At 36.4% G+C, this 22,294-nt stretch carries 8 protein-coding genes; 2 read left to right on the top strand and 6 right to left on the bottom strand.

Annotation, left to right across the window (positions count from 1 at the left end; translation table 11 throughout):
- Positions 1-148: 148 nt before the first annotated feature.
- The 5 genes from CKV78_RS01610 to CKV78_RS01590 form a co-directional block, all read right to left on the bottom strand.
- The gene (locus CKV78_RS01610) at positions 149-12,856 is read right to left on the bottom strand and encodes a YopT-type cysteine protease domain-containing protein (RefSeq protein ID WP_095075277.1); all 12,708 of its coding nucleotides are present in this window, start codon (positions 12,854-12,856) and stop codon (positions 149-151) included.
- A 27-nt stretch (positions 12,857-12,883) separates the two neighbouring features.
- Positions 12,884-14,599, bottom strand: coding sequence for a ShlB/FhaC/HecB family hemolysin secretion/activation protein (locus CKV78_RS01605; protein WP_005764711.1), 1,716 nt, complete (start codon positions 14,597-14,599; stop codon positions 12,884-12,886).
- A gap of 278 nt (positions 14,600-14,877) precedes the next feature.
- Positions 14,878-15,609: a 2-succinyl-6-hydroxy-2,4-cyclohexadiene-1-carboxylate synthase gene (gene menH / locus CKV78_RS01600; protein ID WP_005764713.1), complete on the bottom strand. Its 732-nt coding sequence runs from the start codon at positions 15,607-15,609 to the stop codon at positions 14,878-14,880.
- Between the two features lie 53 nt (positions 15,610-15,662).
- Positions 15,663-17,372 (bottom strand): 2-succinyl-5-enolpyruvyl-6-hydroxy-3-cyclohexene-1-carboxylic-acid synthase, encoded by a 1,710-nt coding sequence (gene menD, locus CKV78_RS01595; RefSeq protein ID WP_005764715.1) that lies wholly within the window; start codon positions 17,370-17,372, stop codon positions 15,663-15,665.
- Positions 17,373-17,381: 9 nt separating this feature from the next.
- Positions 17,382-18,680 carry an isochorismate synthase gene (locus CKV78_RS01590; RefSeq protein ID WP_005764717.1) on the bottom strand — a complete coding sequence of 433 codons (1,299 nt, stop codon included), beginning with the start codon at positions 18,678-18,680 and terminating at the stop codon, positions 17,382-17,384.
- A gap of 169 nt (positions 18,681-18,849) precedes the next feature.
- Between CKV78_RS01590 and CKV78_RS01585 the strand changes: the two genes are divergently transcribed.
- Positions 18,850-20,064 carry a pyridoxal phosphate-dependent aminotransferase gene (locus CKV78_RS01585; RefSeq protein WP_005764719.1) on the top strand — a complete coding sequence of 405 codons (1,215 nt, stop codon included), beginning with the start codon at positions 18,850-18,852 and terminating at the stop codon, positions 20,062-20,064.
- A gap of 77 nt (positions 20,065-20,141) precedes the next feature.
- Here the strand turns inward: CKV78_RS01585 and dmsD are convergent, their stop codons facing one another.
- The gene (dmsD, locus tag CKV78_RS01580; protein WP_005764720.1) at positions 20,142-20,741 is read right to left on the bottom strand and encodes a Tat proofreading chaperone DmsD; all 600 of its coding nucleotides are present in this window, start codon (positions 20,739-20,741) and stop codon (positions 20,142-20,144) included.
- A gap of 475 nt (positions 20,742-21,216) precedes the next feature.
- On the opposite strand from dmsD, the gene CKV78_RS01575 reads away from it, so the two are divergent.
- Positions 21,217-22,230, top strand: coding sequence for a Fe(3+) ABC transporter substrate-binding protein (locus tag CKV78_RS01575; RefSeq protein ID WP_005764722.1), 1,014 nt, complete (start codon positions 21,217-21,219; stop codon positions 22,228-22,230).
- Positions 22,231-22,294 lie beyond the last annotated feature (64 nt).

Here is a 22,294-nt window from a genome sequence, read left to right as displayed (position 1 = left end):
CCTGTATCTCTAACAAGATACGGGCTTTTTTATGAATTTAGATTTTCCCTAGATAATCCTTCTCTATCACCACTGTTATTTCAATATAAAAAAATAGGGTTCCACTTACGGAACCCTATGCTTTATCATCTTCTCAGATACTATTTATTTAGCGTGTCTTTCTAATCACGTTTTGATAAATAGGCTCTTCCTGCGTTTTTTTGCCTACTTCTTCATAGATAGTTTCTTGAGAAGAAGTGACTTTTTTCGCGTTACCTTGTTCAGGGAATTGTAAATCCGCATAAACTGGCTCAGTGTTTGGCACCCGGCTGATATGGTCTACAATCTTGTCACTTCTGGTTTTCAGTTGTGAATCAGGAATGATTCCACTATCTAATTGTTGATTAGCTCTTGGTGCTACTGCAGGTTTTTCTGCTTTTTTCGGCGCTTTTGGTTTCGCTTTAGTCTGAGTTTTCACCTCGTCATACACTACTTCACTTGATGCTTTATGAGCACTTTTACCTTTCACTTGAGAAAATTGTAAATCCGCATAAACTGGGTCAGTGTTTGGTACACGACTCACCTGATCGACAATTTTATCACTTCTGGTTTTCAGCTCTGACTCAGAATAGAAACCATCAACCTGTGCTGATTTCGCTTGCTTATTAACTTTCGCATAAATTGCATTTTGATCTGCAACTGTTTCAGCTTGTGCTTTTGGCTTCGCTGGTACTACTGGTTTTTTAGCAGCGACTTCCGCTTGCTTTTCCTGTTTTGCTTTTTTCACAACAGGCTCTACTGTGCGATTTTTCTGAATGTAGTCTTGTAAATCCTGTGACTTGAATGGATTTTCAATCACTTGATTACCAATCACAAATCGAGTAGAGGACATTGTTGGATCTTGCTCATACATAGTTCTTAAGCTTTTCGCTTCAGGACTATTGTAATGTTTATCTTTTGGATTAAATGCTTTCTTGATATTTTCAAGATTCACCTTCATATCCTTAGAAATAGATCCTTTAGTCACAATTTTATCTAATGGGAAATAAAATGCGTCTTTATCCGCGCTTCCACCCAAGTGCTCAATTTTTGGACCTTCAGCGCTGTCTTTTCCTTTCGATCTAAATGGATTAGATAATCCATGTTTTTTGCTTTGAACATCTTGCTCATTCGCAACAACAGGTTTAGTCACTGTTTTTGGTTTATCTGCATTTGCTGGTAATTCATAATTCACAACGTTAAAGAAGCGTTTTCCTTCTTTTTTACCTGCGTAACCACTTTTCTCCCAGAATGCACCTTTTAACCAAGACTCAAATTGTTTATGGCTTGGGAAAGTCATTTCTCCGAAGTTAGGATCGAAGAATACTACTTTTTGTCCTTGAATTGCTGCTGAAACAGTGTGCGAACCACCTTCAAGGTTAATTGAGATTTTCTTCACACCAGAGCTATCACTACCAGTATCTAAAATTGCTTTCGTTAATGCTGAAATATCAGTTTTTGATACAGTTCCAGCGACCTCATCACGACGACTTGAGCTACCGACTTTCTTCTCTTTAGGTACAACACCTTGTTCTTGCAACCAACTATCCGTTAATTTGAATTGTTGTGTTGCACTACCACTATTCATAAATTCGGTTTGTAATTTCTTGATTGAATCAATAGCGTCTTGTTTTAAGTGACCTTTTTTACCGCCTTCATAAAGGGTATTCCAGAAGTCTTCACCTTGGTTACTTACTTTATTTGCGATCCAGTGTGCACAAGTAGACTCACAAACACCATGTTCCGTTTCAGCGTGTTTCACGATCTCTTTATACACTTCACCTTTTGACTGTGCATATTTGAAGGTTACTTCACCACCGTATTGTTCAACTGAAGAGCGAACATCATCAATTTTGTGCTTCACTTTCAAAGGTTGGAACTGATCTTGAACTTGTTTTAATACACCACGAGATTTCTCAACTAATTCTTTCTGTTGAACACGTTCACTCACTGGTTTGTTCACTTGAGCTTTAACCTCTGCTGTAGGAACTGCCGCTTTTGGTTGCTCTGTTTCTACATTTGCTCTTCTAAAGGCTGTTGCACCAACAACTTGATCTAAAGTGCGGTTAGTTTCTACAGAGTTTTGTTCAGCCGGTTTTGCCACTGGTTTTTGAATAGCATCACCTTTTTTACCTAACTCAGTTAAGAACTCTTTCACCACTTCACTACTTGTCGCTGACTTCGCCGTTGTATTTGTTTGCGGAATAATTTGTGTCTCAAATTCAGAGTTAAACTTCGTAAACGGAGGATAACCTGCATCTAATAATAATTTATTCACAATAACTCGTGCCATACGACCATTACCTTCCGCAAATGGATGGTAAGCAATTAAGCGTTGATACACTAATCCTGCTAACACACTCGGCTCTACACCTTGGCTTCTCGCCTTGTTAATGAAGTCCACTGTTTCGCTTAACTGGATTTTCGATGCTTCTGGGCTTGAGAACACCGCATTTTCTTTTGTGAGCGTTTCTTTCTTATAAAGCTGACGGTCTGCTCCTTCATCTGGGCGTAAACCGTGGTTTAACTTCTCAATCATTTCAACTGTTAAGTCTTTACCTTGGCTGCTCTTCAAGAAATCTTCAATCGCTCCTTGCACTTCCTCTTTTAATTTAGGATTACGCTGGATAGTTTTTGAAGTCTCCGCTAACGCTTCTGTAATGCTTTGTGTTTTCACATTCACATCTTCAATCACTGCACCTTTCGGTAATTGTTTCACTAAGCCTTGAATCTCTGTGAACTCTTCTACCGTCGGTTTAAACGTCACCGCATCATTGATACGTTTTTCGACCTTACGTGCACCTTCTGTCAGAATGTCATCAAACTCTGGGGAGTTACCCATTTGCTTGATAGTCGCTTCTGGAATGTATTTCTTCGCCGCTTCTCTCGCTTCTGCTAAGAATTCTGCATTTTTCAATACATTCGTTTCAAATGCTTCGTTACGTTTACCTTCTAAAGCTAAAAGATTTTTCAAGTTCACGCTGTCCTCTAAACCGTCATAGTTCGGCTTCGTATTTGCTGTTTCTTCTGCTTGAGCTTTCGTTGCTTTAGAAGACTCACTACCAGTAAATAACTGCTTAATTTTGCCAAAGAGTGATGTTTTCTCAGTGCTGCTCGCAGCATCTTCACTTTTCACTTTTGATTTCGAATTGATACCTGCTGCATCTTTCAATTCTGGACGAATTGGCAATGCTGGAGGTACATCGTCATCTTCTACTTTCACTTTCACAACAGGGTTATTTGCTGCAGCTGCATCACCTCTTTCTTTCGCTTTAGCAAGCGCTTCAGGGCTTTTATTTACTGTGGCGTAGATATCTTCAACTTGTTTTGTTTTAACTGAAACATCCACACTTTCCTCAGACACGCTATTTGAACGTGGACGAGGTGTATCCACTACATCATTTGCAGGGATCGTTGCATAATCGCCTTCAGCAGAAGTTGATGTGCTTCGTGGTTTTAACGGTGAAGTTACAGCAGGGATTTCAGAGTAATCACCTTCTGCTTCAATTGTCGCTTTCACGCGTGGTTGCTCAGTAACTTCAGGTAATGGTTTTTTACCTAACTCAGTTAAGAACTCTTTCACCACTTCACTACTTGTCGCTGACTTCGCCGTTGTATTTGTTTGCGGAATAATTTGTGTCTCAAATTCAGAGTTAAACTTCGTAAACGGAGGATAACCTGCATCTAATAATAATTTATTCACAATAACTCGTGCCATACGACCATTACCTTCCGCAAATGGATGGTAAGCAATTAAGCGTTGATACACTAATCCTGCTAACACACTCGGCTCTACACCTTGGCTTCTCGCCTTGTTAATGAAATCCACTGTTTCGCTTAACTGGATTTTCGATGCTTCTGGGCTTGAGAACACCGCATTTTCTTTTGTGAGCGTTTCTTTCTTATAAAGCTGACGGTCTGCTCCTTCATCTGGGCGTAAACCGTGGTTTAACTTCTCAATCATTTCAACTGTTAAGTCTTTACCTTGGCTGCTCTTCAAGAAGTCTTCAATCGCTCCTTGCACTTCCTCTTTTAATTTAGGATTACGCTGGATAGTTTTTGAAGTCTCCGCTAACGCTTCTGTAATGCTTTGTGTTTTCACATTCACATCTTCAATCACTGCACCTTTCGGTAATTGTTTCACTAAGCCTTGAATCTCTGTGAACTCTTCTACCGTCGGTTTAAACGTCACCGCATCATTGATACGTTTTTCGACCTTACGTGCACCTTCTGTCAGAATGTCATCAAACTCTGGGGAGTTACCCATTTGCTTGATAGTCGCTTCTGGAATGTATTTCTTCGCTGCTTCTCTCGCTTCTGCTAAGAATTCTGCGTTTTTCAATACATTTGTTTCAAATGCTTCGTTACGTTTACCTTCTAAAGCTAAAAGATTTTTCAAGTTCACGCTGTCTTCTAAACCATCGTAGTTCGGCTTCGTATTTGCTGTTTCTTCTGCTTGAGCTTTCGTTGCTTTAGATTTCTCTTTTGCTTTTTCTTTGCTTGAGCTACCAGTGAAGAAATCTTTCACTTTTCGGAAGAAAGATTTCTCTGCTTTATCAGAGTTCACTACTTCAGACTTAGCATTCGTATCTTTATTACTATTATTATTGCTGTTTAATTCTTCAGGTTTTATTTTAGCAACAACATTTTCTGCTACAGTCTCAGTTTGAGGACGAACTGCTTTGCCTACAGCATTTGGACCAATTTCTGCATAATCAGGATCTCCATCACTACGTGGTTTAGCTACATTTGGCAACTCTGGTAACTCACGTTGAGCTTTTGGATTTGCTTTTGGTGCTGTTTCTGTAATTTCAGCATAATCGCCATCACCAACAATACGGTTACGTACTTGTGGTTTCTCTGGAACTTCTGGTAATACGCGGTTTGCTTTCGCATTAGTTGATTGCGTATCACTAGTTAAATCAGAAGGACGTTTTGGCAATTCTGGCGCTTCATCATTGTCTACTTTTACTTTCGCAGTAGCATTTTGCGCAACTTCATCTGCTTTCGCATTTGCTTTTGCACGACCTGCTTCAGATTTATCAAGTTTCGCATAAAGATCATCTGATACTTTGGCTTTGCCTAATTCCGCTGAATTTTCTTCAGAATTTGACCGCACTTTTGACTCAACATTGTTTTCTGCAATGCTTGAGCGTTTTGAAAGTGAGCGAGGCTGTTCACCTAAATCACTATCAGGAATTGCTTCATAATCTGATTCACCCTTAATAGATTTTGATCTTGGTTGAACGGTAGTCACGTCAGCTACTTCTGAATAAATACCATCATTATCAACATTTTTCACTTTAGATGATGAAGTATTAATCGTTGTATATTCAACGTCACTAGTATCAGCTGCTTTTACTTTCGCATTTGGTGTCGCTGGTAACGCACGCTTCGCTTTACTTGCACTGTCATTGATCTCATCATAAATATGATCTACAGAGTCAAGATTTCTTTTCGCTCTGCTTTGACCTGGTAACTCTGGCAACGGATCATTTACATTTCTTGATTTCGGTGCATTGATCGTTGAGTATTCTCCATCACCATTATTCACAGATGCTTTCGGTTGCTGAGCGTCTGGTGTTGCTGGTAATGGGCGTTTCGCTTTGCTTGAATTATCCGCAATCACATCATAAATATGCTCTGATGTATCAACATTTGTTTTAGCTTTACCTTGACCTGGTACCGGTGGTAATGGGTCATTTGCATTTCTTCTGCCTGATTGACCTAATTCAGCATATTCAGTGGTTACCGTTGAGCCTTTACGTGCTACATCTGCGCTTGGTGCTTCAACTGTGCTATAAATACCATCGGTATTTCCTGCACGTTTGAAACCTGTACCTTGATTCGCATTAGCATCACCTACTGTGCTGTAAGTATCATCTGATGCTGCTTTTGGTGCTACTCGACCTTTATTTGCATCTGCATCGCCAAGTTTACTGTAAGTACCATTAATTTCTTCATAAATATGCTCATCAGCTTTACCTGCTTTATTACGTGCGATATCAGAACTGTCATCACCTAGTTTGTTATATACAGAACCAGGGATTTCTTCATAATCGTGTTTTTTCGCAACATTACCTTCAGTATCCGCAGATTTAGTACGAGGTGTTACAGAACCATAAAGTGGGTTATCCACCATTTCTGCTGCTTCTGCATTTCTTGCTTTAGGTGTTTGCGGTAAGTTATCAATGCTTTCATAAATTGAATTTTTCACAAAGCCTGATTGGCCATCATCTCCATCTGTACGAGATCTTGATTTTGGTACACCTGCATCCGACGTATAATTCAGTTTCGATGTGCTTAATTTATTTTTTGCCCTTTGACCAACTTCAACGATATCAGCAACTTCAAAACTGAATTGTGTACTTGCATAAGTATCATTACGTGTAACATCTGTCGCTTTCGATAAGTCCTTATTTACACGCCCTGAAACTTGACCCGATGTGGTATTTACACCAGAAATTGTTGATTTCTGTGTTGCATTATAGTGTTTCTGTTCAGCACGACCACCGCGAATGTTAAATGCAGTTGTACCACGTTCACTAATACCCACAGATAAACCAAATGAACCACCATCTTTATCGTGTTTATCACGAAGTTCTTTACTAGTTACATTACCTTTAAGATTTAAGTCACTCTTATCCTTACTTGCAATATAACCTGCTTCAAGATTCAAATCTTGAATTTGACCAGTCAGTTTATTCGCTTTAATACCCGCTTGTTTATTCACTTTACGACTGCTTTCAGATTCATTTGTATAACCTCCACCAATAGTACCTGTTGGCGTTGCAATCGTTGCACTTGAAACGGCTACACCTGCTGAAAGGTTGAAATCAAAACCATGTGTCTTCTTATCAAGAGTATCTTGTTTTGATATGATATTTGTTTTTCCTTCTACATTCAGATCTACATTATTCGCATCAATATTTGAGCTTACTAAATTAAGATCTTTACCCGCTTCAACTTTGATACTTTGACCTTTTAATACGCTATTATTGTGAGTTAATGCACGTTCTGAAGTATAGCTCTGGTTACCTTCAATTGATGTGCTTACACCAGCAGTACAGGCACCTGACATCAAGCTACAACCAGCATGCACACCATGTGCAAGCTTTTGTCTTGATACAGTTTCTTCTGTTTCACGTGTTTTTTCACCAGCAAGAATATTGACATTTTCTTTTGCTTTCAAAGCAAGATTTGTATTTTCATCACTTTGGATATTTTTCAGTTCAATACTACCATCACGTGCAGACAGTGTGACATTACCGCCAAGTTTAGTCACAATATCACCTGTTTCTTTTGTCGTCTTGGTTTCTTTATTTCTTTCAACTGCAACTTTCAAAGAAGTACCTGCTAAATCACCAGTAATGATATTTAGGGCGTCACTTGCATGTTGTAGAACTGCTGTACCATCTGTTTTGATACCATTTTGCGCATCACGGTACTGTCTCACTAAATTACTTACCATATCCGCAACAGCTGAATGTGCTTCCACTTCTGGACCAACCTTAAATGAGGTACGCTGAGACTCTGAATCATATTGGTCTTTTTGCTTGGTTGATTTAATGTCTTTCGCTGATAATTCAAAACCTGAACTCGCTGGTTTCTCCGCATCTTTCTTGAAGTCTTCTTTCGACTTCTCTGCCATTAATTTTTCAATTTCAGCATCGGACAGTTGACCTAAGTTTGGAGCTTCACTTGACTTACGATCAGATGTAGTCGACTTATTAGTATTTACATTAGTTTCAGGTTGTACTGCTTTTGGCTGTGCGCCTTTTGGTTCTACTTTTTCTGGTAATTTAGTATTAATATCAACACCACCGATATCCGCAGTGTTTAAAACATGTAATTTACCGCTTTCAGCTTGCAACTCACTATTTGTATGAGTCAATAAAGTTTCTTTATTTTTTTCATGAGTAAAAGCCATACCTATTCCTACACCTAAACCAGTTTGTGTGGTTGGAGCATTAGCTGAACCCTTACCACCATCTTTACTGTTATAGTCATAACGAACTGAAGTACCGCCACCACTTGCGTGTCCAGAAAAATAAACTTGTGAACCATACTCTTCACTTTCAGCGTGTTTAATATTCTCACCAGCTTTAGTGTTGTAGTTACCTTTTACAATACCGCCAATCCGTTTGGTTTCAATAACACTACCAACTTGATTTACATCTTTCTCAATAGCCAAATGTAGCTGTTCGGTCGATAATTTTGAACCAACTGAAGTTGCCTCACTCTTATTTTCTGATTTGCTGCTTGTACCAATACCTAAACTTGAGTTTCGATTTTTAGATCCAAAATCAACATTTATCGCACTTCCTTGGAAGTGTTCTTCATAAGAGTGTTTAGTATCGTGAGCATCTTTCAGATTCAGATCACCTGTTTTCACATACGCAGATTTCGCTTTGATATCTGAAGCTCTAACATCAACGCTTGCATCTTTATCTGTTTCAAGGTGTAAGTGGCCTTCTGTTTTAATTTCAGAACGCTGGTTAGTTACACCTAATTCGTCATTTGCAAATACACGAGATTCATTCTCAATACCTTTACGACCTATTAAACGAGTTTCTTCAGTACTGAGAATACTCCCTCTGTTTTGAATTTTCTCACTTGCGGTAATATTCACTTGTTGACCCGATAATGTACCTGTATTTTTCACATTTTCGGCTTGAATATTTAAGTTTCTAGCTTGGATAGTACCTGTACCTAAACCTCTTAGTTTTTCAATATCATTGGTAGTTTTCTGAGCTAAATACACTTGTGGAACAAAAACTTCTTTACCTTTCACATTGGTTTTTACATACCAAACAATGTCCTGAGTTAAATTAGCTTGTTGCTCCTGAGTCAATACAGCGCCTAATTTCAACCCGAGCTCTTTTGCTTGTAAGCTTGAGTTTTCCATCAGTTTCTTCACAAGTTCAACACCACTTAAGTTATACTTTTGCTCTAATTGATTGTCAGCTTTTTTCTCAATTGTGCGTGTAATTAATTGGTGATCAAAATAGTTATCACCTAACACATTCACTTTCTTTTTACCTTCGGTATCTGATGCAACTTTATTGAAGAAATAATCAGCCCCAGCATATTCGTCTTGTTTAATATAAGATAATTTAGTGCGATAAAGCGGATCTGTCTCTACTTTAGGACGATTATCATCGATAGTTTTCAAGAATTTTTTCTTAGATTTCTCGGCCTCTACCTTAAAGTGTTCTTCTGCAAGTTTGCGATATTCCTCACGCTGTCTTTCTAGTGCTTTAAGTTCTTCTTCTTTCTTTTCTTGTTCAATTTTTTCTTGTTCTTTTGCTAAAATCTCAGCTTCTTTTTGCTTTCTTTCTTTTTCAGCAATTTCAACTTCTCGTTTAGCTTCAGTCTCTTTAATGAGTTTCTCTTCATTAGCTTGAGCTTCAAGCTCTTTTTGCTTGATGATTTTGTCATTTTCTAGACGCTTTTCTTCAACTTTGTAATTATCATTACGTTGTTGATTTTTAGCTTCTTTTTCCTCTTTAGCTTTTCTTAGTAACTCTAAACGTTTAGCGTTTTGCTCTTCTTTTCTTCTAGAAAACTCTTCATGTAACCTGCGCTGAAGGTCTCTTGGTAAATTCTCAAATCGTTCATTGTTTGTACGTCTTGCATCATAGTATGCATCGTCTTTAACATATTTTTCTTCGTTAAGATCAATTAATAATTTATCAAGAAACTCTTTATTTTGTCTTAGAAGGTTAGGATTAAGATAGTCTGGTTCTTTATCAAGGATAGCCTGATCCTCTGCATCAATTTCAGTTGTAGTTTTTTCTAACTGAACACTATTATCAATAAATAAGTTTGGAATATCTAATAAGTCTGATAATGCAGAAAGATCAACCCCATCTTTATTAAGTTCTAAAATCTCTTTATTAACTTCAGAACGGAAATCTGCATTAGGTACAGTTAAAGAGTGCTTACCAATTGTTAACTTACTATCGAAATTACCTTTCTCTGACAATTCACCATTTTGTATGTTTTTTGTACTAGCATCAAAAGTACCTGCGAAAATTCTTGCTTTTTCACTTGGATAATATTTAAAGCTAGTTGGATTCTTTTTAAACTCTTTCCATTTAGCTGACATAGCCTGATATGACATTGCTTGCCAATTACTTCCAAATGCATGTTCCATCGCTTTTTGGAATATTGGAGAATGTTTAACATGTCTTAATATTTGATAAGCCTTCCAGTTTTCAGAAGCATAAAGGCTAGTTATAGCAACTGGATTTGATCCAAATAATGAATCAAAGAAAGATTCTAATGTATTAAATCTAGTATGTGTTTTTCCTGACAAGGATGTCCAAATAAAACGAGCTAAAGGCTGATAATAAATTGCAATATCTGCATTATTTTTAAATACATCTAATGCATTGATTTCCTGCGCTTTCATTTCATTAATGATCTTATCAGCATCAGTTTTAAAAGTACCCTTCACATTAATTAAACCGTGATTAATTAATTTACCTGAAAGATCTTGCCCATCTAGGTCACTAGGAGAAGCCGGTTTCTTCGTATTAAACGTAAAGTTTCCACCAACACGAATTGCCCCTAATTTATCAAGTTTAACCTCATTTCTATCTAACTCTTGCAAATTAAGCTCTAGCTCATAAACATTGTTATGCCATCCATGATCTGCAATAGTAGTCATTTCATAACGACGATCTTTTGACAGTCTTTTATAGATAGGCTTACCTGTTAATTGAACATCATTAACAAGTGCGCTAGCATTCACGACAACATCTTTTTTCGTATTAATTTCACCTAAATTATAGACTAAGTGATTCGCATCTAAATTAATATTGCCTTCACTGTGTAGTAAAGAACCAGCATGATTAATGATGTTCCCACTTTTAGCTGTTAATTGAATGGTTTCTCCAGATCCTAAAAGCCCCATATCATTATAAATATTGCCTTTATCTGAAGTAATATTGATCCCTTTGGAACTCGCTAAAGTACCTCTATTTACAAAACTATGATTAGTATTGATTGTAATATGGGCTGTTGACTGAATATTTTGTGTTTTATCAATTTCTACGCCATCAGCATTAATAGTTAGCTTATCTTTTGCTCGGACAAACTTATTACCATTTGTCAGATAACTTGTATTATCTTTAAATGTTAATGTCGCTGTACCATTACTTTCGATTTTGCCTTTATTGACAAAACCTGTTTTTAAGCTTGCAACTTCTTTAACTAAACTAACTGCATGATTGTCATGAGAGAAAACAGAATAATGCTCTTTACCTTTAGTCTTAATATCTAGGTTCTTATCAGCATAAATTTCATTTTGGTTAACTAAATCATTCGCATCAATAACAACATCACTACCTAGAATACGACCATCATTTTTCAATGTTTCAGTTGTTACATTAACTTTTGGTGAAACTAATTTTGCATTTTCCTCAATCGTAATAGATTTTGTAGAGTTAATAGAAGCTGACTCTCTAGCTGTAATTTTTGCATCTTTTCTTAAAATAGTTTCTTGTGCAGCTACATCAATTTGCTTCGCATCAACTTCACTACCAATAGTAGTGCGTTTACTATTTGTAACTTCAAATTTCTTTTTCGCTCTCACAGTACGATCACTTTCAACCGTCGTACTTTTTTGAGCATTACCTAAATCTAGGTCACCATCGTTTAACTCAATACGGACATCACTTTCAGACAAAATGATACCATCGTGTTTTACACCTGCCCCTTTATCTGTAACAACTAATTTAATATTTTGACCGTGCATAGCCCCCGTGCTTGCACCTGTAATTGCAATTTCATTTGAACTTGCTTTACCTTTTGAACTCTCTACTAATGTATGGTTAGTGAGATTATATTCACTTTGGCCTGCAATAAATGTGATATTTGCACGCTGTGTACTTTTTTTATTTTTATTGGCAATAACTTCTTTCTGCTCAATTTTCTTTGCAATAATATCTAAATACTGCAACCCGTCTGTAGCAAAACCATCAACATCAATTGTTACTGTACCATTAGTAACGTTTAGTAGCATTTGTGAAGGGTTTATTTCCTTACTCGTTGTCGCAACAAAGCGGTCTGAATTAATCGTTTGTACACCATTTAAGATAAGGCCATTTGGGTTTGCAATAACAAGATCTGCTTTTCCACCTAAAACTTCAAGAGCACCTTCAATTTTACTTATTTCTGAGCCAGTAACTTGATTTAAAATTACTTTTGCTTCAGAACCATTCTCTAAATTTTTATTTTTAGGAATATAACCCACTAATAGAGATTTTTTCTCCGCAACGTCCTTATTATTATTAAATACAGCACCATTAGTGATATTAAATTTATTGAAACGGTTATCGGAAATATGTTTATCATTTGGTTTAGCAATATCAATGACTATTACCTTATTCTCAGTTTGATATATTTTAGTATTATTTTTATTATCTTCCGACAACTCGATATTCGTATTATTTGTTTTATCAATAGCTGTCAGAAGTGCTTTACCATTGATATCTTTCAAAATAACTTTATCAGCTGGAGAAGGTAAGTTAGATGGTGAATTAGTCGAATCCGCCAATACAGGTACTGATGCTACAGTCAAAAACACAATAGAGAATTGTTTCCAAGTGAGCCTCATCACCGAAGAAACTGGATTTAATGCAGTTTTGATTAATAAAGAAACGGTTGAGAAAGGATGTTGCTCAAAATGGGGAGGTTCCTCTGATTCCGAATCCTTTTCAGAAATATTATCCGATGAACCATTACCTACCGCTGATTTAATACATTCAGCAACAGGTACAAGACAAGATTTAGATTTACTAAAAATAAGTTTATAACGATTTTTATTCATACTAAGTTAATCCTTCAACTTAAAATATTAAAAAGAAATTGAACCACTGAAGTAATAAACTGATTTTTTATTACGGATATCAACACCACGAACGCCGTTGATTGGTTTGGCATAAGTCAATGACAATGCCAGTGCATTCACTTGAGCTTTCACTCCAAACGCAAAACCAGCTAAAGTGTCGGTTTTATGCGTTTGCTTTGTATGAACTTTACCAATATCAAATCCAATAAAAGGAGATATTTGAGACAGATATACCTTTTGTGGATAGAACGGCATGGTAAGAGTTTGTGACAAGTAAATACCGCTATCTCCTGATGCTGCACCTCCTTTAAAACCTCTTACAGTGTACTCGTCACCAATTGAAAATTGGTTTTCGGAATAGATACTGTCAAAACCATATTGAGCACCAACGCGTAACTGGTAATTTGCCACACGCTCAGATATAGATATTTGACGGCTCCAGTTGACACTTCCTGACAATAATTTTAATGTTTTTTCACGATTTGAATCGAAAGCTGAATAATTTGCATTAAACCACCTCAATCCATTCGTATAAGAAAGATCGGTGTACAATTTGCCATAACCAAAGTTTGTGACATAAGAGACACCCAAGTTAAATTTATTATTATGATAATTACCAATCAAAATATCAGAGAAGTAACTGATACGTTTTTTGAACTCAAGTTCACCATACACAGTCAGAATAGTATCTTTATCTCTTAGTAATACGTTTGATAATTTAATATTTGCGGTCTTAGTCTTACCTTCAGAAGAAAAAGTCCCAAAACCTCTTAGTTCTTTCTCATAAGCTGACTCAGATAGCTTGATATCTAACGTTGAAAAAGCAAAAGGTTGAGTGTAAGACAAAGAATAGTTTTGTTGTTTGTTTGCTCTACTATGCTTATAAAAACGGTAACCAGTGGAAAAATTCCAACGATCATTCGTTCCTAATAAGTCGCTCCAAGACACATTTAATGTCGCTTGATTACGGCCGTTAGCATTATTTTCTGTACCAGAATTATTCACTCCAATACTGAAATCTGGATAAAGTGAACGCTGTCTTTCAATATTTAAGTTTGAAATACTTTTTTGGTCGCTGGCAACAACATTCACTTTTGCAGTTTTGTTTGTTGTATTTAATGTTTCAACCATTTGGTCAACATCGTAAATACTCAATAGTTTACCTTTAAGATTTGGCAATACTGAAACCATTGCTTTGTCTTTAAAGGTTTTAGCTGATTCACCATCTACTAAAATTTCATTTACTTTGCCCCAAAGTACAATAAACTCAAGATCACCACTTTGAATTTTTGAGTTTTTCAAACCGATAGCACTAGTAACATAACCTGCACGATATAATACTTCCGAGAGCTCTTTAACTAATTGAAAAACGACTTTTGTTGATAATGGTTGACCTTGATAGGCTTTGATGACTTGATCAAAATTAAGCTTTACGCTTTCATCAGCAAGATCGATTGTTACACTTTTGATTACTTGATTTGTTGCGACAGAATTGTCTAAAGGTAAAGTTGCTTTTTCTTCAAGTTTTTTTTGATTTTCTAAAAACTGTTCCGCTTTTTCGAAATTTTTGTCTACGCTTTCAAATCGTTCTTTATGTTTTAATCTCAATAATTCTTGAGTTAATGGATTTGCTTCATTCGCATACGTGATAGCAGAGTGTCCGAGAAGAAGAGTTGTTGTACAACTCAAAAATAGATAATTTAATTTTGTATATTTTCTCATAAAATCTCCCTATTTTAACGAGGGATAAAATTTTACTATAAAAGAGAGAAATATACCAAAGTAAAGTAACTACACATTGGGCAAGTGTACAAAAATACAACAAATAGACATCTATAGAAATACACTTAATAATAAGTTTAGAACAAATTTAGAACAAATTTAAAATAATTTTAACTTATTCTACCTATTTGAAAATAAATGCTAATACTAAAATTCATTCAAGCTGAAAACACTATAACCTCTTGCTCCTTCTCTACAACATAGTGTTTTAATGAACATTAAGCACAACACAATTTATTTATTAATTCAGAAAATAGGTTCGCATTTTCAACGTGTGAATTATGACCAGCATCTTTAATTGAAATAATATTTAGATTCGCATCTAATGCCATTTTTTTAAATTTATAATCTCTTTCACCACAGAAATAATAAATTGGAAAATCTGTGTCATCTATTTTTTTTCTAAAATTAGGTTGTTTAGCCAAACTTGTTGCTTTAAGCATTATAGCTATTTTTTTCCCATCATTAAGTGAGCGTTTTTTAATTAAACTTTGTTTTTGAGTATCTGTTAAATCAGCAAAAACAGGTTGTGAATACCAGTCTTGTAAAACTTGACTGATAGGTTCTTCTGCAAAGCGTGCTGCCCATCTGATATCATTCATCCAGCGCTGTTGTTTTTCTTGCTCTGTTTCTAATCCTAAATTAGCCCCTTCAAGAATGAGAGCTTCTATCTGCGCAGTTTGCTTTAGATAGCACAGTGCATAATAAAGGGCAATCCGCCCCCCCAATGAATAGCCAACCAAATAATAAGGTTGATTACCAACTTTTTGCTGAATTTGAGACTCAAGATAGTGACAAGTTTGTTGAAAATCATCAACACAATAATGGCTAGCCTCGCCATGAAAAGGCAGATCTAATGTGATACAAGAAAAGTGCGGTAGCTTTTCAATGACTTTTTGCCAGTCATCTTTTGAGCCGAGTAAACCATGTAAAAAAACGAGTATTGGCATAATTTTTCCGATAAAAATGCCCGCTAAGCGAGCATTTTAATTTAAGTATGCAATTAGTTATCACCAATCACTGCGTAACTAATCTGTTCGATTAAACGTTTATAAATATTGCTACCATCACTCGCACTCACTTTAATTTCAATTAAAGTTGTTTCACGGCGTGAATAAGCCACTTTTAAAACAGAGCCTAAGTCCGCCCAAGTGTAAGGACGAGCATATTTCAAGTCAAACGTAGAAGCTAATTGTGAGAACTCTAAATGATGGGGCATACGATAATATTTATCTTTCACACCCGACTCCACTGGCAACATATCGAAAATAGCCCCCCCATTATTATTAATCACAAAAATGATTGTAGGTTGGCTGACTTTCTTAAACAATGCTAATGAATTTATGTCATAGAGCGCAGATAAATCACCAATCATTGCTACCACAGGTTGATTGGCGCCAATACCAATACCGGCTGCTGTTGCAAGTAATCCATCAATTCCACTTGCACCACGGTTGGTATAAATTGGATAGCCTTCTGGTAATTTTGCCAATGCATCAACTAAACGTACAAACAAGCTGTTACCTAAAAACAGAATGCCATTATGTGGCAAAATGCGGTCAACATGATGTGCTAATGATGCTTCATTTAAGTTCCCTCCGACTTGTTGCTCAATAAAACTTGCACAAAACTTCGATAAAGCAAGAGGTTCAAGTAACCAAGGTTTTTGACGAAGTGGCGGATGCGCTCGCAACCAATGATGCACTTTGGCATTAAAACGAGTATGTAAATGATGAACAGGATCCACTAATTTATGGGTTTGTTCCACAATCCAATATTCATTTTTAAATTCAGCTAAAAACTGATTAACACGTTTGCTGATAAAGCCCGAACCAAATTGAATCACAATATCAGCTTGTAACAACTTTTGTTTTACTGTTTGGTTTGCTAACCAAATATCCGCATAAGGCAAGCTAGCTTCTGTGCCAGATTGAATATCAGTCAACACAACCCAGCCCATTGTATTTGCCCAAGCAATAATGCCCATTGATTGCTCTGTTGGTAAACGTCCAACGACAATCACACCATGTTTTGTACGCCAATGATCCCAATTTGCGTGCATTACCACTTCTGTGTGTTGCGGTTGATGCTCAACCCAAGGTTTAGATTGGCTCAACCAACGTTGAATATTGGCAAGCCAAGGATGTAAATCCACCTCTTCTGGTTTAGCATCATAAAGTGGCTCGGCAAATGGTACATTGATATGCACAACACCCGCTTCACGTTTTTGTTGATAGCACGCTTGATCTAAGATTGAAATTAACCAATTTGCAGAATAATCTTGGCTTGGTCGAGGTAAATTCACGTTTGCCACGGGATAATGTGCAAACATATCTTGCTGTAAAATCGCTTGATTCGCACCGCACTCTAACAATTCTGGTGGGCGATCTGCGGTTAATAAAATTAAATTAATGCCGGTTTGGCGAGCTTCAATCACCGCAGGATATAAATTCGCAGCTGCGGTGCCCGAGGTCACAATTACCGTCACTGGCTTTTTGGTGACTTTAGCTAAACCCAGTGCAAAAAAACCTAACCCACGCTCATCAAAATGCGTGTGGCAAACAGCACGTCCGCTTTCTTGTAAACGCACGGCTTCTAAAGTCAAAGGTGTCGAACGAGAACCTGGCGCAATACAAAAATGCGAAACACCTTGACGTAGCAAGGTTTCTAAAATCACTTTTGACCAACAACGATTAAATACGCTTACTGACATATCTGTTCCCTATTCTGATTTATTTTGTTGTAACAATGAAACAAGGCCTATCGCTTTTCGTTCTATTTCTCGCCATTCTAATAAAGGTATCGAGCCTTCTACAATCCCTGCCCCAGCAAAAACACAAAGTTTACTTTGATTATCCATTTGTTCAATAAAGGCGGAGCGAATCGTCACGCAAAAATCTGCTTGCATTTTACTCATAAAACCAAGCGTGCCGGCATACCAAGCGCGGTCAAAATTTTCCAATTTTCGTAGCGCTTGTTTCGCTTCTAATTGAGGCAAACCTGCGATTGCTGCGGTTGGATGCATTGCGTGTAACAATTGTGTATCGCCACAATCTGGATTTAATACTGCTGAAATTTTACGACGCAAATGTTGTACTTTACGTAGTTTTTTCAGCTCCACTTTTTCCACTTCAATATGCTGTACAAATGGTTCTAAATTCTGACAAATTCCATCTACAACAAGACGATTTTCATATTCATTTTTTGGATCGTGTAACAACCAATCGCTCTGCTGCTGATTTTGTTCTTCATCATCGCTCATAAATGCAGTGCCCGCAAGAGCTTCTGTTTTGAGTAAATTACCTTGACGACGATATAATAACTCGGGACTTGAACCAATAAATGCCTTATTTGGTTCTTCTGCAAATAAGAAATGATAACAACCCAAATTATAACGTTCACTTTGAGCAAGAAAATCTTTTTCATTTAATAGGTTTGAGGTTTCAAAACAATTTTCATTTGCCAAAACAATTTTACTCAATTCACCTTGCTTAATTTTAGCAAGCCCAAGCTCTACCCATTCACACCATTGTGCTTGATTTGCTTTTTGTGAAATCAATTTAATTGACTGCTTAATCTCATTAAGTGCGGTCAATTTTTCAAAAGTGTCTAAACAAGCTAATGCTTGTGCTTTTTCTTCGACAAAATGTTTCGCATTCAAATAAAGTGATACGAAAATTCCAGTTTGTGTTTGTTGTAACAATAAACGAGGCAAAATAAACAAGGTTTTTCCGTAAAATTGTAAACCACCAACTAAAGGTAAATCATATTTTTCAACAAATTGCTGGGCTTGGCTGACTTCAGAAAACGATCGCACCTTTCCAACACATGCCCATTTTGCTGAATTATTTCGAATATTCAAATAAAATTGTGGATAAACTTGCTGCGATTTCAACCAAGACAACAAAACAATATCCGTATTCATCTGATACTCAAATACCGCAATATCATCTTGTCCATTTGGTTGATAAGCCTCAAGTTGCTCAATAAGTTTCGCTTTAATTAATTGCAAGTTATCCATATTTAAAAAGCGTTGTCTTTGACTAAAAAATAAGTTAAAAATAAGTGCTAATTCTACCGCACTTTAATAGAAATTTTTACAAAATCTTTTCTCCTTAAAAAAATAAGCGTAAAGTGTCGTTATTTTGTTCAAAATCATTATTTTTAGCACGCAAACATAAGGTCTTCCTATGGCTCATTTTCCAAAATCAGATAAATTAGAACACGTTTGCTACGATATTCGTGGACCTGTTCACAAAGAAGCACTTCGCCTTGAAGAAGAAGGGCATAAAATTTTAAAATTAAATATCGGTAACCCTGCGCCCTTTGGTTTCGAAGCACCTGATGAAATTCTAGTTGACGTTATCCGTAATCTACCAACTGCACAAGGTTATTGTGACTCAAAAGGTTTATATTCAGCACGTAAAGCTATTGTGCAATATTACCAATCAAAAGGTATTCATGGGGCAACAGTAAATGATGTTTACATCGGTAATGGAGTGTCTGAATTAATTACAATGTCATTACAAGCCTTATTAAATGACGGAGATGAAGTATTAATTCCAATGCCAGACTACCCGCTTTGGACAGCAGCTGCGACATTAGCTGGTGGCAAACCAGTACATTACTTATGTGATGAAGAAGCCAACTGGTTCCCTGATGTGAGTGATATTAAAAGTAAAATCTCAAGTCGCACTAAAGCAATTGTGATCATCAACCCAAATAACCCAACGGGTGCGGTATATAGCAAAGAATTGCTTTTAGATATTATTGAAGTAGCACGCCAAAATGAATTGATTATTTTTGCGGACGAAATTTACGACAAGATTTTATATGATGATGCAATCCACCACCACATTGCAGCATTAGCACCTGATTTATTGACAGTAACTTTTAACGGCTTATCAAAAGCTTACCGTGTGGCAGGTTTCCGTCAAGGTTGGATGATTTTAAATGGTCCAAAACGTGCAGCAGCTGGCTATATTGAAGGTTTAGATATGCTAGCTTCAATGCGTTTATGTGCTAACGTACCAATGCAACACGCCATTCAAACTGCATTAGGTGGCTACCAAAGCATTAACGAGTTTATTCTACCAGGTGGTCGCTTGTTAGAACAGCGTAATAAAGCATATGAGCTTATTAATCAAATTCCTGGGATAAGTTGCGTGAAACCACAAGGCGCAATGTATATGTTCCCGAAAATTGATATTAAGAAATTTAATATCTACGACGATGAAAAAATGGTATTTGATTTATTGAGTCAAGAAAAAGTATTATTAGTTCACGGTCGTGGCTTTAATTGGCACTCTCCCGATCATTTCCGTATTGTAACATTACCTTATGCTCACCAAATTGAAGATGCTTTAAATCGATTAGCTCGCTTCTTAGAGCATTATCATCAATAATGATTTTTTTGACAAAAAAAGCGGATATCAAAAATATCTGCTTTTTTTATTACTATTTATTGAGAAAACTAGGCCTTCTACCGATAAAGTTGAACTTCAGCCACAACAACAGACAATTGTCTATGATAATGTAATAAAAACTGCTCTGTTAAAATCGCCAATCCAACATAGAAACTTTTTGGCTGTGCCTGTAAAAGAGTTAAAAAACGGTAACCCCAAGTTAAGAAATGCTCCCCCCAAAAAAAGGCTAATTTATCAGGATATTGTTCAGCTAAATAAGCAGATAACATTAACATCAGACCAAAATGATCTTCTGGCTCATGATTATCTGATGTAAACTCAATACCGTTTTCTTGTAAGAAAGTACGCATCGCAAGCAAAGAATCACCAAAAATCACCTCTTCTTTATCTAAATACACAGATCCCCAAGGGGCGACAGCAAGTGCGTGAGGACCAATAAAAAGGCGTTGATATTCTTCTTCTAATTGCTCAAGTTCAAATTCTGAAAAATATTCCTGAATTTGCTGTGTAGTTTCTCGTGACAAAAAAACGCAATCAGCTTGCCAATCCCCTAATTTGAAAAAAGAAAGTAGCGGTAAATTCTGCTTTGAAGTGGGAGCGCTGTAAAAAAGAGAACCTAAAATGCGCCCCAAATTTGAAATTAATGTCATTTCCATAGCATTACCTATATTAAGATGATAATGAACGATTATAAGCGGTATCGTTTTATTATGAAAAGAGCTAACTAATGGATTATTTAAACAAACCTATTCAACTTTCCCAAATACCGAGAAAAATTAATATTCAATACTGTATTAAAGACAATTGGTAAATACTGCATAAAGGGTCTCAAGGTGAGCATGATGTCTATGTGATGCTAAAAAGTCCCATTTGTACCGAGGTCATACCATTTTTATCCCTCAAGCTACAGAACATTATATTTCAAGTATACACAACACTGCAGATTCAGCGCTTAAAGAAGTTTATTCCTGTAGGAATTAAAACTATTGCAAAGGTAAACATCTTACATGGGATGGGCATAAAATCGCTATCAATAAGATAAATAAAAATAATTCTCATTGACTTAAATCAAATTATTGGTTAAATTGACCGCACTTTTAACCCAAAATCGCTCATCAGAGGAATGTGATTATGAAAAAAATCTCAACACTTGCATTAGCTTTATCCGCTGTTATTTCTACTTCAGCTCTAGCTGCAAATGAAGTCAATGTTTATTCTTACCGCCAACCATACTTGATCGAGCCAATGTTAAAAGACTTCGAAAAAGATACTGGCATTAAAGTAAACGTGATTTTTGCTGATAAAGGTTTAGTCGATCGCGTAAAACGCGAAGGAGAATTAAGTCCAGCAGACGTGCTATTAACTGTTGATATTAGCCGAGTGATGGAACTTGTCAAATCAGGTTTAGCACAACCAATTCATAGTGAAGTTCTTGAGAAAAATATTCCAGCACAATTCCGTGATTCAAAAGATGAGTGGTTTGCATTAACATCTCGTGCTCGTGTAATTTATACCTCTAAAGATCGCGTGGGTAAATTACCAGCTGATTTTTCATACTATGATTTAGCAAAACCAGAATACAAAGGTAAAGTATGTGTACGTTCTGGTAAAAATGCTTATAACGTTTCATTAGTTGCCTCAATCATTGCACACGATGGTGAAGAAAAAGCAAAAGAATTTTTAACAGGTTTAAAAGCTAATTTGGCGCAAAAGCCACAAGGTGGAGACCGAGACCAAGTAAAAGCAATCAAAGAAGGTATCTGTGACTACTCATTAGGTAACAGCTACTACTTCGGTAAAATGTTAGACGATGAAAAACAACGTAGTTGGGCAGAAGCGGTTTATTTAAACTTCCCTAACCAAAAAGCTCACGGTACCCACGTCAACATTAGTGGTGTGGTTGTTGCAAAACACGCACCAAATAAAGCTAATGCAGTGAAATTACTTGAATACCTAAGCGGTGACAAAGCACAACATTTATATGCTGAATTAAACCACGAATTCCCTGTTAAACCGGGTGTTGAACGTTCTAAACTGGTTGCTTCTTGGGGAGATTTCAAGGCTGACAGTATTGCATTAGAAAAAATAGCAGAAAACTATGACAAAGCATTAAAATTAATTGACGAAGTAAAATTTGATCTTTAATTTATTGTTCTAATTATTAAATTTAAGGGCGGCTATCAAGTCGCCCTTAAGATATTATAGTAAC

It is taken from the genome of Pasteurella dagmatis (genome assembly GCF_900186835.1).
Classification (GTDB): Bacteria; Pseudomonadota; Gammaproteobacteria; order Enterobacterales; family Pasteurellaceae; genus Pasteurella; species Pasteurella dagmatis.
This window is presented reverse-complemented; position numbering and strand designations above follow the sequence as displayed.

Bases quoted from the DNA above. Each gene is read 5' to 3' on its own strand.
- CKV78_RS01590 (WP_005764717.1), bottom strand. From the start codon at position 18,680: ATGGATAACTTGCAATTAATTAAAGCGAAACTTATTGAGCAACTTGAG.
- menD (WP_005764715.1), bottom strand. From the start codon at position 17,372: ATGTCAGTAAGCGTATTTAATCGTTGTTGGTCAAAAGTGATTTTAGAA.
- menH (WP_005764713.1), bottom strand. From the start codon at position 15,609: ATGCCAATACTCGTTTTTTTACATGGTTTACTCGGCTCAAAAGATGAC.
- dmsD (WP_005764720.1), bottom strand. From the start codon at position 20,741: ATGGAAATGACATTAATTTCAAATTTGGGGCGCATTTTAGGTTCTCTT.
- CKV78_RS01610 (WP_095075277.1), bottom strand. From the start codon at position 12,856: ATGAATAAAAATCGTTATAAACTTATTTTTAGTAAATCTAAATCTTGT.
- CKV78_RS01575 (WP_005764722.1), top strand. From the start codon at position 21,217: ATGAAAAAAATCTCAACACTTGCATTAGCTTTATCCGCTGTTATTTCT.
- CKV78_RS01605 (WP_005764711.1), bottom strand. From the start codon at position 14,599: ATGAGAAAATATACAAAATTAAATTATCTATTTTTGAGTTGTACAACA.
- CKV78_RS01585 (WP_005764719.1), top strand. From the start codon at position 18,850: ATGGCTCATTTTCCAAAATCAGATAAATTAGAACACGTTTGCTACGAT.